The sequence below is a fragment of the Daejeonella rubra genome (assembly GCF_900103545.1).
GTDB classification, from domain to species: domain Bacteria; phylum Bacteroidota; class Bacteroidia; order Sphingobacteriales; family Sphingobacteriaceae; genus Daejeonella; species Daejeonella rubra.
Map to the genome: position 1 here is coordinate 216913 of NZ_FNHH01000003.1, position 14636 is coordinate 231548.

Sequence of the window (14636 nt, forward strand, 5' to 3'; positions counted from 1 at the left end):
ATTCAATTTATCAGGTTGCCCAGGCTTTTTGTCCCGGCTGTAATGGTATGCAAGACTCATATCTTCCCGGTATATGGACATATCTCAATGCTTTGGTTGCACCGATCTCGGAGGTATAATAACCCAGGTAGGTCAGCTCGCACATCAGCTGGAAAAAGTGTGGTGGCGCAACAGCTCCATTCTGAGTAGAGTTATTCTTTTTCTGAGCTTCTGCCTCAGCCTTAAACATCCTGAAGATGCTTTCGCGCTCAGGGAGTGTTAAAGATTTGAACGACTTTTTAAACTGAGATTGAGAAACCTCCTCAATTTTTTTCAGTCCGTTGGCGAAATGCTCCTGCATATCTGAAGTATAACAATCCTGGATCATCATCACGATGAATGGCCCCATACCTGCAGCTTTTGCCCCTGGAACATCCTTAGTATCGGGAATGATCGTATCAGCAATTTCTGCAACCAGATCCTCCTGAGTGTTCAGTGATTTTGCATCAAAGCTTTGCCCGATTGCGGGCATAACTCCTTCGGCAAAGGCACCAAGACTATTGAAAGTAATTGCGCCTCCTAATAAAAATGCAGCTCTTCTAACTGCGTCTCTTCTGTTCATCAATTCTTTAGTATAAAAACATATTTAACAAATTGCCCTTGAAAGGGGAAAAAAGCCCCTATCAGCAGCAAGATTTAGAAAAGCTTAATTTAGATAGATTTTTCAGAAAAATAGTATGTTTAAGCATGAATTTTGATCGCAAAAACCTCGATGATAATACCCTGCTGAAGCTCTACAAGCATTTGCTGAAACCGCGAATGATCGAAGAGAAAATGCTGATCCTTCTCAGACAGGGTAAGATCGGAAAATGGTTCTCCGGTATAGGTCAGGAAGCGATAGCCGTAGGTACTACTTTAGCGATGCATCCGGATGAATATATTTTGCCTATGCACCGCAATCTGGGAGTTTTTACAAGCCGTGGAATACCCCTTTCCAGGCTAATGGCTCAGTGGCAGGGCAAGGAATCAGGATTTACAAAAGGGCGCGACCGTTCCTTTCATTTTGGAACCAAAGAATTTAAGATCGTAGGTATGATCTCCCATCTGGGTCCGCAATTAGCCGTGGCAGATGGAATTGCTCTGGCAGATCTGCTCAACAACAGACAAAAAGCAACTCTAGTTTTTACGGGTGAAGGCGCTACTAGTGAGGGTGATTTTCATGAAGCACTGAATGTTGCAGCGGTATGGGATCTCCCTGTAATCTTCATCATAGAGAATAATGGTTATGGATTATCAACCCCAACCAGCGAACAATACCGTTGTAAGCAATTGGTTGACAGAGCTATAGGCTATGGAATGGAGGGCAGACGTATTGATGGGAACAATGTTCTTGAAGTTTATCATACCATCCATGAACTCGCGGAGGATATCCGGAAAAACCCGAGACCTGTTTTAATTGAATGCACGACCTTCCGGATGCGGGGGCATGAGGAGGCTTCAGGCACCAAATATGTACCCCAGGAGTTGTTCACTGAATGGGAAAAGAAAGATCCGCTAAAAAATTATGAGGGATTTCTTATAAAGGAAGGAATTCTAACGGAATCTGTACAAACCGACCTGCGAGCTGAATATAAACAAGAAATAGATTCTGAGATAGAAAAGGCTTTCGCTATGGCGGAACCCGAAGCGGATACTCTGCTGGAAGTTGCTGATATGTACCAGGCTCATGATCCCGGAGAAATTCTGCCCATAGACCCAACAAAAACTACTGAAAAAAGATACCTGGATGCCATCAGTGATGGATTACGTCAGGGGATGCAGAAATTTTCCGAACTGGTTATCATGGGGCAGGATATTACTGAATATGGGGGTGCCTTTAAAATTACACAGGGATTTGTGGAAGAGTTTGGCAAAGGCAGGGTCAGGAATACACCGATCTGCGAATCGGCCATCGTGGGTGCGGCACTGGGACTTTCAATCAATGGGCAAAAGGCGGTCATGGAAATGCAGTTTGCTGATTTTGTGAGCTGCGGGTTTAACCAGATCATTAATAACCTGGCAAAAACACATTATCGCTGGGGCGAGAAAGCCGATGTGGTTATTCGCATGCCTACAGGTGCAGGATCTGGTGCAGGTCCTTTTCATTCACAGAGTAATGAAGCCTGGTTTACTAAAACTCCGGGATTGAAAGTGGTATATCCTGCATTTGCTTCTGACGCCAAAGGACTGATGCTGGCGGCAATTGAGGATCCGAATCCTGTGATGTATTTTGAACATAAATACCTTTACCGTGCAATGTCAGAGCCTGTTTATGATGATTATTATACCATTGAAATAGGTAAAGCCAGATGTGTGCAGAAAGGCGAACAGTTTAGTATAATTACCTATGGTTTAGGAGTTCATTGGGCAATGGACTATCTGAATACCCATCCTGAGTTGTCGGCAGATCTCATCGATCTGAGAAGCCTGCTTCCCTGGGATCAGGACGCGGTAAAAGCTACTGTAAAGAAAACTGGTCGCGTGCTCATTCTTCATGAAGACACTCTGACAGGTGGAATTGGTGGTGAAATCAGTGCCTGGATCGCGGAACACTGCTTTGAATATCTGGATGCACCGGTCATCCGCTGTGCGAGCCTGGATACAGCGATTCCCATGAATAGGGCGCTGGAGGATAATTTTCTGGCAAAAGCGAGGCTGGATGGGGATATTAAACGATTGTTGGAGTACTAAGAAATCTATTATATTTTTTATTGACAGTCTATTTCTATTAGTTTAAAGAAACTATCAAATTTCAGGGAGTCTATATTTTTAAAATATACTTTATCATTTTGGCTGAAACTTTCTCCATATCCTTCAATAAAGGTGTTTCCTTCTAATCTGAAAGCTACTTGCCTTGTCGATTGAATTCCTTCAGACATAAAGGTATAATCAGCCACTAAAATATTACCATTCATAATACCAAGAATGGTTCCGGTATTTTTATCTTTTTCCTTAAAATCATAGACTAAATACCCTGAAATTGAATCTCCGGCATGAGTAACCTTCAAAGTAACCGTATCAGCTTCGCCCACAAACTCATAACAATTTATTGCTGAAGATTTTTCCTGTTCCGTTTTTTGCGAACTGGTTTTTTCTGTGTCTTTCTCCTGAGAATTACAGGAGGCGAAGAAAGCTGCGAGGATTAATATATTGAATACTTTCATAAGAAAAATGCGGTGTATATTTCTCTTAACATGTATACAATTAAACTGCCAGAATTTACTCTGATGCGGAGGATTGATGCAATAGTTGATTTCAATAAAAATATCCCTTCCTGAAAATGGATTAGTCAGATCAACAGATTAGCAAGATTTGGAGACGAGCAGAAGCCCTGCTATCAGCTTTCACCTTTCGGCTTTTAGCTTTTAACTTTCACCCACAATACTCACCTCCGCCAGCGGCGGAAACAAATAAATCGCCCCTGTCTTGATCTCCACACAACGGTATCGCTTCCTAACCAGAGATTCTTTTCTAAAAACACGTCCGCCCTTTATGGAGAAAAGGGTATTAATTTCAAGCTTTTCAACGCAAATTATCCCTTCGGGCTTCTTATCGTATTGCTTCAGAATCCTGAAAAGGTTAAGGTCGGTGCAGCTGGAAGCAGCCGGGTTTTCGAGATATTTAAGGATAGCATGCCTGATGTCAGGCGGAAAAATGGATTGTTCAAAGAAGGGTCGCATCATCTTCTTGAAATTATCTTTCCATTCCTGTCCGTGGGGTTTTGCTTTTCGCTTATGTTCATTCCAGGTAAGGAGGTGAGCGAACTCATGAACAGTTGTGATCAGGAAGGCGTATGGGTTCAGGTTATAATTAACAGATATCCGATGTCCGGCATCTTTAAAAGGGTGGCGATAGTCGCCATGCTTGGTACTCCTGTTCCTTGAGACCTTGAACTCACATTTGAAATAATCTATCCAGCGCGCGATGACAGGTGCCGCATCCGCTGGCATATAATTACTCAAGACATTGATCTTATCCAATTTTACTTCAGAAGATTGTATACAATAAAGCTTGCAAGATAGGCCAGTACGGTCATGTAAACAAATTGAATTGCAGGCCATTTCCAGCTTTTTGTCTCACGGTAAACCACAGCAATAGTACTCATACATTGCATTGCAAAGGCATAGAACATCATTAATGAGAAGGCTACAGCTGTAGTAAATACGGGTAATCCTGTGTCTGGGTTACGTGCAGATTGCATTTTTTCACGTACAGATTCGACATGAGAATCATCCCCATCCACGCTGTAGATTGTAGCCATGGTACCAACAAATACCTCCCGCGCGGCAAAAGATGTGATGAGGGCAATTCCAATTTTCCAATCAAAACCAATTGGCCTGATCGCTGGCTCAATAGATTTACCCAACATCCCTGCATAAGAGTTTTCCAGTTTTTCTGAAGCTTGAAGACGGTCGATCTCATCCTGAGGATATTGCTTTTTCATAGCTTCAGAACTATACCTGGCTTCAATTTTCTCAAAACGATCAGATGGACCGAAAGACGAAAGCACCCAAAGGATAATTGAAACAGCGATAATCACCTTTCCGGCTTCAAAGACAAAGGCCTTTACGCTGCGGTACATTGTTAGCAATACATTATTCCATCGGGGCATACGGTAAACAGGAAGCTCCATAATGAAGTATCCTCTTTCCCTGGATCTGATCACCAGTTTCATCACCCAGGCCACCAGAATGGCACTAACAATACTGAGCACATACAATGACATCAGGGCAATTCCCTGCATATTGATGATGCCCCATACCTTTTCATCAGGTACAACCAGAGATATTAATAAGGTATAAACAGGCAATCGCGCAGAACAGGCGATCAAAGGAGTGACCATAATGGTGATCATCCTATCCTTCCAGCTCTCAATATTACGGGCACTCATGATTGAAGGCACTGCACAGGCAAAGCCTCCGATCAAAGGCACAATGGATTTTCCGCTCAGCCCAACCTTTCGCATGATCTTATCCATCATGAAAGTAACCCGCGACATATATCCGGTATCTTCCAGTATGGAAATAAAGGCAAAAAGGATCGCTATTTGCGGAATAAAAATAATCACTCCGCTTAATCCGGCAAGAACCCCATCGATCAGGAGGTCAGTTAAAAGTCCGGGTGGCAGAATTTGAGTCCCCATATCCGTCAGCCACATGAATAATTGCTCAATCAGCGACATTGGATATTCAGACCATGCAAAAATGGACTGAAATATCAGGAATAGGATGGCAAAAAATATGATAAATCCGAATATGCGATGGGTCAATATTTTATCGATCCGGTTACTATGGGTTTCCCGCTTGGGATCAGAATGTATTTTAACAGTATCGAACAGTACATCATTGATGAAATTATATCTGGCGATAGTTTCCGAAGCCTGCGATTTCTGAGAATGGAAACCAAATTCCTGATTTAATTCCTGAATTTTCCTCTTTTGCTCAGCGGATAAAAACAGCATGTTTTCATACTGATGAGCCAACTGAAGTGCCACATAGGGGTGTTCAATGTTCAGTTCATCCTGGATTTTTTGAATGAGCTCGGGTGCAATGGCCTCAACTTCAATGGAAGGTAATTGGAGAGGAATAGAAGTACTGTTTAGTATCGCTTCTTTTAGCCGGTCGATCCCCTGCTGCTTACGGGCAGAAATTGGAATAACCTGCACACCAAGCTTTTGAGCCAGTTCGTCAACAGCAATTTCAATTCCTGACTGCCCGGCCAGATCCATCATGTTCAAAGCAATAATGATGGGTATCTGCAGATCCGCAACCTGAGAAAACAAAAGCAGATTTCTTTTCAGATTTGATGCATCTGCAACAAAAATGATCAGTTCGGGATAATCGGGACTGTTTTTATCGGCAAGAGCATCCATAACGATGCGCTCATCCCTGCTCTTGGGATAGATACTATATGTTCCGGGAAGGTCTGTGATTTGTGCGTTACGCTGATCGGAAAGTTTAACAAAACCGATCTTTTTTTCGACTGTAACGCCGGGGAAATTACCGATCTTTTGATTTAATCCGGTAAGAACATTAAAAAGTGTAGATTTTCCGGAGTTGGGGTTACCAACTAATGCAACTTTTAAATCGCCGTCCACCTATAAATTATTGCATTATGATTGTTGAAGCTTCTTTTTTCCTGAGGCTCAATTGATATCCTGAAACGGTAATCGCCATAGGATCTCCAAGGGGAGCTAAACGTTCAACTACGATGGATTCACCTGGTAAACATCCCATTTCCATTAATTTAACAGACATCTCTAAATCAGTAAATTCTTTGATTATACCTGTTTGCCCTGGTAGAAATTGTGAAAGCTTCATATCCCTGTCTAAATCTGAATCAAAAATAAAGCTTATTTGAATTAATTCCAAATAAGAAAATTTTATTTTAGATTAATAAGACAATCTATCTATTAAAAGACTGATTAGCTGGTGATTGAGCTTGTATAAACTTCGGACAATTACAGCCCTTTTTGAATATGCTACAGGAGCTTAGACTAATAAGTACAATAAGCAAAGCAAATTTATATCCGTTTTTCATCGACACGACCTCTATGTAAAAAGATATAACCAAATATTCCCATTCCAACGCCCGTCATATCTGCAAACAGATCCCACCATTCTGCCGAGCGATAGGTAAATATCTCCAGCTGTAAAACTTCTATGGAAGCACCCAGGGCAAAGGTGATCAGCAAAATCTTTAAAATAGTTAAAGTCCGGTAGCTGTAACTTCCCTGTTCCTTGATCTTACCATGGAACAATAATACTGTCAGCACAAAAAAGAAACCAGTATGCGCTAATTTATCAAAGCCTTCAAAAAAAGTAAGACCACTCTTTGAGATATCTGTGGCTGGCATTTCACATACGATCACCACAAAAATGGCCCAAAGAATTGACAGATACTGGTATCTTAAAGTTTTTAGCATTAAACTCCTACCTGAGTTTTATAGTCGCCTGAAGACAATAATTCTTCAACCTGAGCAGCGTCTGAAATCTCGATCTTAACCATCCAGCCGTCTCCGTAAGGATCACTGTTCACCAGCTCAGGATTAGTATCCAGTTTTTTGTTTATTTCAAGAATTTTACCGGTAAGAGGCATAAAAAGATCTGAAACTGTTTTCACTGCTTCAACAGTACCAAATACATCTTCACGGCTTACTTCTTTACCCAGAGTGTTGATATCAACGTAAACTATATCGCCTAATTCATGCTGAGCAAATTCGGTAATTCCAACATAAGCCAGGTTACCTTCAACGCGTATCCATTCGTGATCTTTGGTATATTTTAATTCTGCAGGAAATTTCATTTCGTTCTTTTTTTAGTTTTTCAAAAATACTTTAAGTTGGTCAGACTTCCAATTATTTGTGCTTAGTTGATGCTGTTATCTTGTCTTTAATTGTGCTGGCGCACGCGTGCCGCGTGTGCCATGGAGTTAAATTAAAAGCATGAACACACGCGTGCGCTAGCATGCGATAACAATGCCAAGGAATTATAAATGAAAAGTATTATTAATAAATAGCACATGCGGAACGCGTGCGCCAGCAAGCTATTAAAGGTTAAACCTCAAATTAACTCCAAAATTGCTGAATGAAGTATTGAAGGTTTGGGAAGTATAAGGCTTGGTTATATTGCCATCATAGAACAGGCGCATAGTAAAGCGCTGGTTCAATACATAATCAACCGATGGCCTCACTGTAATATTCTTCGCTCCTGATGAAACTTCCGCATCATCAAGATCTGCACGATAGATAACAAGTTTCCTGTCGCTTAATGCGAAGTCCAGTTTAAAGTTCATATCGTTATCAAGCTTAAGCGATTTAAACAGACCGAAAGGAAAACGAAACTGCGTGGTACGGTATCCCATTCCGAAGACGGCTCCATCTTCCTTCTGCTGGGCCAGCTGACCATTGGACAGACTGAAACTCAAAGCCCTTGATTTACGGTATTCCACATTCAGGGTCATATTATTCTTAAGTCTCACATCAACACCAAGAAGTGGCAGGAACTGTTCAAATAAAGTGATCTGTGAAAACTGATAAAAAGGAAGGAAGTTGCCGTTGGCATCTTTTACATTAACCCCTCCATTTGCTTCCTGATAACGAACTAAGGAGTTGAATCCATTAACTGTATAGGTTGACCGGTAAGCATGATTGATATCCACGGAAGTGAAAATATCATTAAATAAACTAAATTTCGTTAAACCATTATAGCTAAGTCGCCAGTTCGGAATTGGCATTTTAGGGAAACGGTTAAGAGAAACTGTATTCGCATCCTTGCCGGTATATGCCGCCAGGAATGAGGCAATCAAAACATCCTGCGAGTTCTTGTTATATCCGTCTGCAAAGCCTGCTGTTGAACCTGCAGAGTTTGGATTTTTCGCTCCTAACCTTTGCGAAATGATCGACCTGTTTTCCTGGAACTGCCTGAACAGTGCAGATGAATTATTTGTTTTGTTCTCTTTACTGAAGGCTGTACGCAATGAAAAATAGGAGATGGTATAATCACCGGTAGTTACGGGACTTAAATTCTCAAAGCTATTGCTCGAAGGAAGAAACTTAAAATTGGTTGAATAGTTATAGCTCTGACTTTTTAGAGCCGTTAATTCAATACGCAGATCACGGATCGGCTCAACCAAACCCCTGAAATTGAGATCTTCTTTGGACGTATTTATATATAACTGGTTTAACAAGGAGTCTCTGGTAATCCAGCCGCTTCCAAGTGCACGGCCTCTGATATCACTCTGACCGCCAAACAGGAAATCATATCCGGGAGCTCTTGAATTCATATCCTGACCAATAAAACCGGTCTGAGGTAAATAACCCGGAAGGAAAGTACCCTGTGTTTTGGTATAGGCTCCGCTAACATTTTTCAAGCTGGTGAGCATATTGACGAAAAAAGCCGCCGTCGGATTCTTGTCGGCGCCATTCATGCTTCGTATAAAACCGAATTTGTTATAGAGCGCAACCAAACTTAAGGTTGGATTGAGCTGTATTGTACGTGAGTTCTGAATGGTATTTCCTATGTTAATATTTGGATCATTCAGTGTGAGTAAAGGCTCTGTTTGCCAGTTAAAGCCTGCACCATAACGCGTTGCAAGGGTTATCCAGTCGAATCCCGGAATTTTGTTAATCGGAACATTATAGGTAAGGTTCATGGTATGCCCATAATCCGTGGTCCTTCCAAGTTTCTTCAGGTTTTCCCAAAGCGTATCACGTTTCAGTCCGTTTATGCGACCTTCAGGCTCATCAATGATCGAGTAATTGGTTGCATTAAAATCGATCTGCATAGATCGGGTAAGGTTCCAGCTGATCCCATAGATACGAGACATCTGAAAATTCTTATTAAAATTAGTATTTATAGGTAAGAAATTATTCGGATCATTATTCCTTAGTGTGTTCTCTGAATATAATCGATTGACATCGATGCTGAAATTGAGGATGGAAGGTAAAAGACTGAAGTTGAAGTCACGCACCAGGCCAAGGCTTTTCGATTTGATCAGTTTCTCAAATGGAGTGATCGACTTTGCCTGTTTTGAATAATTGTACTGTAAACCGGCGCGGTAGGTCTTCTGTATGTTGTTCTCATTGATGAAATCTCTGTGATTGAACTCATTGAAAGCATAAGTAGCACTCAGGTTTTCAATATCCCATAAGCGGGTTTTACTGTCGGGATTAGTTTTGATCTTACGGACATTCGTAAAATTGATACTTTTCCGGGAGGTAAAATCTTCGGTAATAAATTTAAGGGAATCTCTCTCCTGTTTACTGGAATTTTCCAGTGTAGTTTTAAATTCGGTATCCTGATTTCGCGGATCATACTGCGGAGATCCTATCTGCGAAGAGAAATTCACAAACATGGGTACCTTTATTCCGGATCGCTCCGAAAAGAATTTTCCAAGTTCAACATTACCTGAAACATCGAACAGAACATCATCCTCACGGTTACGCTCACTTACCCTTCGGTCAATGGAACCAAATCCAATAGTACTTTTACTTCCGGAGATCGTAATATCAGCAAAGTCTGCAAGCTTTGCATTCATCCGGGCTGTTGCTCCCCATCCACCGCCTTCATCAAAGTCGGTCAACCTCAACTCATTGTACCAGATCTGCGCTGACTTATCAAGTCCGTCATCAAGCCCCGGATTTGCCGTGTTTCTCAAGGGATTTCGAACTCCGAGCATATACACACGAACCTTACTCAGGTCAGGCTGTCCCTTCACCGTAATAACATTTACACCATCCTGATAGATGAACGGGCGGTTAATTGGCCATGGCTGACCGTTAAACACAGCCTTGTTCCGGGCAGCTTTAGCTTCAAGAAATAACCTGAGTTCCACATCCAGCTTATTCTGTTCAGGCCATATCAGTCCGGGATCATTTGTGCCCGGATTAGTTACTTTCAATGGAATATCGTAATCATAATAATTATCCTGATTGTCAGTACCCACCCGAAGGAATGCACGCAGGTCATTGTCTCTTAACTGATCGCCTTCAGCATGGATAAACATTTCCATACGCCTGTATGAACGGAAATCATTGGAGGTTGTGCGGAAGGTAGCACGGCCGTAACCATCCCGAAGATTCTTGACACTTAAAGAAAGTGACTGCTCATTCTGACGGGACTCACCACGGAAATTTGTAAAATCGATCTCACGGGTAATTCCAGGAGGAAGAACATACGGGATGGGTGTGCGCTTTCCATTTTCTTCGATATTGACTGTACTTACATCGATCACTGAATTGTCGAGCCCAGGATTGATCAGGGAAGGATCGGTAATTACCTTTGTAGGATTATTTTCCGAATTATACCTTCTCCACTCACCTCTAACCAATTGCAATTTAGCCATACGCATAACAGTGGTATCAGCAAAATCGGTCGTGAACATTCTGATAAATCTGATCGATTTAAAATCTTCAATATTACCTACCGATTGAATATAATCAGCGATCGGTATTTTGAATTGTATCCATCTCACGGTTTCCTGCTTACCATTCGCAAGTTTTACCGAGGCAGAAACAATATCAGAAATATAGTTGTTCCCTACAGTTTGCAGGTCCTGAGGACGTATGGATAACTTGTACTGATAATATTCATCTGCCTGAGTAGAATTATTGTCACGGTTTATATCTTCCCCATCAGGGAAAGATGTGGCCGCTGTATTTTCAATTCCGGTTTGGTCTAAAGACTGCTGGGAGGTTTTTGAGTTTCCTTCCGGATTATTATACTTTTCATACCTTTTCAGGATACCAGCATTTGCCTGATCAAGGTTAGATCCCCGGTAGTACTGATAATCATCCGAAGCCGGGTCACCATCCAGAATAGAGGCAGCCTGCGGGTTGACGCTGGCTTTTACCTGATTCAAAAACGAGCTGAATTGCTGGCGTTCATCCACAGAACTCAAACCATCGATTCCCACATCCTGAAATTGTCTGGCTGTAGGGTTATTATCAAAGGCCTGGATAACCGGCTGAAGTTTTGGAACCCTTCCCCAGTTTGTGGGATCTGTTTTTGCTGTGCTTCCATCTGCGGGCAAACCATTTTCCAGACTTTTTCTTCCATCCTTCAAAATATCCTCGGTAATATTTCCAAGGTTGAAATAAAGGTCACCACCCTGACTGGTTTTGTTGTAAATAAAAGGGTCGAGCATCCATAATTCAATGAATTCAATGTTCAGGGCTTCAAAATCATTCGTTTCCAGTTTCCTGAAAATTCCTCCCCACCTGCTTCTTGGATTAGCCAGATTTCCATTCTGGGTTAAGCCAGTTGTTGTAAAATTATACGGCCCCCGTTGAGTGGGATAATAGGCAAGATCGAATGTTGGCAATATGATCGCCTGACCTGTGTTTGATTCCTTAAAAGGAAAAACTTCCCGTTCAAAGACTTGCCGTACATAATGATTTGACAACTCATTTTTATCTCTGCGGATATTATCAGGAGTAAGTGAATTACCCGTTATAAAAAATATGGGGTCAATATTGTAAAATGCCAGTCTAGCCCTATTATAGCCATAAGCCAGGTCATTATTAAGGCGCGATTCCGGAAAGAGCTGCGGTGTTCCTGATATCTGCCAGGAAATGGCACTTTTAATATCAATTAAGGATCTGCTGGCCTCAAAATCATCCAGATAACTTGCTCCGTTCCTGCTACCTGCAAAGTTCAACGCTCTTGGATGTCCGGGAACAAGCTGGGCAAATTCACCCGAAAAGGTGATGCTCGATGCTTCCTTTGTATTGATGAATGGGATCTTATCGACCATTCGGGTAAGCCAGCGGGAAGGGGAGCTATAATTTACATCAAGGCCCCAAATGGTATTTGAAATGGCTTCCTCTCCGATATTGACCTTTTGTGTAAGCGGCTTTTCTGTGAGGTTCATAAAAGTACCTCCCAGATTAAGCTTATTATTTACCCTGTAATCAAACCTTGAACCGGTGAGGGAACGCTGCTGCAGGCCAAAAAGTTCGTTATTCTCCATTTTGATCCTAATCTGCTGACCGGAGTTCAATAAAGCCTGGTTTAAGATCCTGACTAAACCAATATTGTAATCAACTGTAAAATCTACGCCTTCCTGTAATGGTAAAGTACCTGCGATAACCTGTACAGATCCTGGCGGGATATTGATGGCATTCAGCTGAAATTCAGAACCTCCCTGCGACTGATACGTACCTTTGATCTGGTACCTGTTCAGCCTTGCAAATAATTGCTGGGCAATTACTTTGGTAGAATCGTACAGAGGCTGATAAACATATTTGTTGATCAGATTTTGCTCAGTAACCGGATTAAATCGTTTGGCGAGGTCTGCACCGAAAGGTTCTACCAGTGGGAAAGTAATACGGCCATTGAGCGGATCAATGGTTATCCCTTCCAGAAAATCAAAATAACCATCAGGCTTTCTATCATTCTGCTGGTTCAGATTATCCAGATTGGTCATCTGGATCCATAATTTGCCATTTGTATTCTGCCCTTCGGTCATCTGAGGTTTTTCAATCCCGGTTTCCTCATCAAGCCTGAAAATGTTCAGTCTGAAATCGTTACGGCTTACCTGATAGGCACCTAATGTATAAATGTTCTTCATCATCAGATCCCAGGTCGGTAAGCTGGTTTTGAGTGTTTCATTCTTCAAAAGCTTCACGAACAGAACCTCTGGGGTAGAGTTATTGACCGGAACATCAGTGGAAAACTCCCCTACCTGATATTCTACACCATTAATGGTATATCGGAAAGCAACGGCCAGAACTTCATCGGCATTCAGGGCCGTATTCAGGGAAATATAGCCCAGGCGGGGATTCAATATATATTCCTTATCAGTAAGATTACGGGCAAAAGTCAGTTTGGCAAAATTGTCAGTCCCCCCTCCCCCCGGCTGAAAAAAGGCATTCGCATCATTGGAGTTGGAGAGCCTTACTCCCGGAGGCAAAACCTGCAGTAAATTATTGGATTGCTGGGCAAAACCCGGACCTGCAAAGCCTGCAGGATAAACTGAGAAGCCTGCCCCTCCCTGAACCTGGTTAGTATTATAAACCTTATTTTCTCCAAGATCGAGCAAAGCCAGGACATCTCTTGAGTTGGCCGTAGTATTAGCCCGGTTGGTAACCCAAACTTCGAGTTTGGTAATATTAACATTCGAGCTGTTCAGCGGAATATTCTCCAGTGCCTTGCTGTAATTATTTCTGAAATATTGGGCCAGGAAATAATGCTTATTGGTTTCATAATTATCAGCAGAGATAGTGAATTCATTTTGCTGAGAACCGTTTGTGATTGTTATTTCACGCTGCTGTGATTTCTGCTGAGAAAAAATACTGGTTACATTTAAGCGGCCAAACTGCAGCTGTGTCTTCAATCCAAATAATGCCTGGCTACCTGTTATCAGCGAAGAACTTAGAGGAAGACTTACATTTCCGGCCTCTATTTTTCTGATGATCTCATCATCTTTGCCAGTATAATCCAGCTTAACCTGATTTTCAAAATCAAACTGAGCTTCGGTATTGTAGTTAGTTGTGATCTTCATCTTCTCGCCAATCTGACCAACAACATTCATCTGGATCCGCTGATCAAAGTCAAAATTACCCTGCTTGCGCTGACGTTCATTGAATAATGGATTCTCATTGCGGCTTAGCCGGCCTGAAAAGGTAAGATCGGCTGAACCTTGCGGACGGATCTCAATGGTATTTCCACCAAATAAGCGTTCAAAAGATTTACTGTTTATTTTTACCGGAGGGATAAAACCCGGCTCACGAGCCTCAGAAAGCGGCAGATCCGCCAGTTCACGCCAATAGTTACGTTTGATAAGCTCATTCTCGTACTTCTGATATTCTTCGATACTGAGGTATTGCGGAGCTCTGTACAAACGATCGCCTATCTTCTCCCGAATGATATATCGTTTCGATATCGGATCAAATTCTACGCTACGCTGAATATTGGATGGATTAGGAAGAAATATCCCCGCCTGCTTTTTTAATTGCAGGGTTTTGGAATCCTGAAAAGGATAGACAAGCTTAGATGTGTCCTTAATTGCAACGACATTTTGAGCAAAAGCCGGCCCTGCAAAAAGTACAATGAAGACACATATAAAACTCTTCAGGCAAAAAGTAGCTGCACTCTTCAATTTCCAGACAATATTGA

At 41.9% G+C, this 14636-nt stretch carries 9 protein-coding genes; 1 reads left to right on the forward strand and 8 read right to left on the reverse strand.

All coding sequences use genetic code 11. The features are described from left to right. Positions 1-10 precede the first annotated feature (10 nt). Positions 11-601 (reverse strand): gluconate 2-dehydrogenase subunit 3 family protein, encoded by a 591-nt coding sequence (locus tag BLR27_RS03675; RefSeq protein ID WP_090700163.1) that lies wholly within the window; start codon positions 599-601, stop codon positions 11-13. Positions 602-726: 125 nt separating this feature from the next. Here BLR27_RS03675 and BLR27_RS03680 point away from each other — a divergent pair, with 125 nt between their 5' ends. Further along, positions 727-2709 (forward strand): alpha-ketoacid dehydrogenase subunit alpha/beta, encoded by a 1983-nt coding sequence (locus BLR27_RS03680; RefSeq protein ID WP_090700268.1) that lies wholly within the window; start codon positions 727-729, stop codon positions 2707-2709. 17 nt (positions 2710-2726) lie between these two features. Here BLR27_RS03680 and BLR27_RS03685 read toward each other — a convergent pair whose 3' ends face one another. The 7 genes from BLR27_RS03685 to sov all read right to left on the reverse strand — a co-directional run bounded on the left by BLR27_RS03685 (position 2727) and on the right by sov (position 14619). Beyond that, complete coding sequence (locus BLR27_RS03685) at positions 2727-3182, reverse strand: hypothetical protein (protein WP_090700166.1); 456 nt, start codon at positions 3180-3182, stop codon at positions 2727-2729. Between the two features lie 201 nt (positions 3183-3383). After that, on the reverse strand, positions 3384-3998 hold the full coding sequence (locus tag BLR27_RS03690) for a SprT-like domain-containing protein (protein ID WP_245704422.1): 615 nt from the start codon (positions 3996-3998) through the stop codon (positions 3384-3386). A gap of 2 nt (positions 3999-4000) precedes the next feature. Further along, the gene (gene feoB / locus BLR27_RS03695) at positions 4001-6115 is read right to left on the reverse strand and encodes a ferrous iron transport protein B (protein ID WP_090700176.1); all 2115 of its coding nucleotides are present in this window, start codon (positions 6113-6115) and stop codon (positions 4001-4003) included. Between the two features lie 7 nt (positions 6116-6122). Further along, complete coding sequence (locus BLR27_RS03700) at positions 6123-6338, reverse strand: FeoA family protein (protein WP_090700273.1); 216 nt, start codon at positions 6336-6338, stop codon at positions 6123-6125. A 203-nt stretch (positions 6339-6541) separates the two neighbouring features. Beyond that, positions 6542-6943: a VanZ family protein gene (locus BLR27_RS03705; RefSeq protein WP_090700180.1), complete on the reverse strand. Its 402-nt coding sequence runs from the start codon at positions 6941-6943 to the stop codon at positions 6542-6544. Further along, complete coding sequence (gene gcvH, locus BLR27_RS03710) at positions 6943-7323, reverse strand: glycine cleavage system protein GcvH (protein ID WP_090700184.1); 381 nt, start codon at positions 7321-7323, stop codon at positions 6943-6945. Before gcvH ends, BLR27_RS03705 begins: the two co-directional genes overlap by 1 nt. A gap of 243 nt (positions 7324-7566) precedes the next feature. Next, positions 7567-14619 carry a T9SS outer membrane translocon Sov/SprA gene (gene sov / locus BLR27_RS03715; protein WP_245704423.1) on the reverse strand — a complete coding sequence of 2351 codons (7053 nt, stop codon included), beginning with the start codon at positions 14617-14619 and terminating at the stop codon, positions 7567-7569. Positions 14620-14636: the final 17 nt, after the last annotated feature.

Coding starts and splice junctions, on each gene's coding strand:
- BLR27_RS03685 (WP_090700166.1), bottom strand. CDS start 3,182: ATGAAAGTATTCAATATATTAATCCTCGCAGCTTTCTTCGCCTCCTGT.
- BLR27_RS03675 (WP_090700163.1), bottom strand. CDS start 601: ATGAACAGAAGAGACGCAGTTAGAAGAGCTGCATTTTTATTAGGAGGC.
- BLR27_RS03680 (WP_090700268.1), top strand. CDS start 727: ATGAATTTTGATCGCAAAAACCTCGATGATAATACCCTGCTGAAGCTC.
- BLR27_RS03705 (WP_090700180.1), bottom strand. CDS start 6,943: ATGCTAAAAACTTTAAGATACCAGTATCTGTCAATTCTTTGGGCCATT.
- BLR27_RS03700 (WP_090700273.1), bottom strand. CDS start 6,338: ATGAAGCTTTCACAATTTCTACCAGGGCAAACAGGTATAATCAAAGAA.
- gcvH (WP_090700184.1), bottom strand. CDS start 7,323: ATGAAATTTCCTGCAGAATTAAAATATACCAAAGATCACGAATGGATA.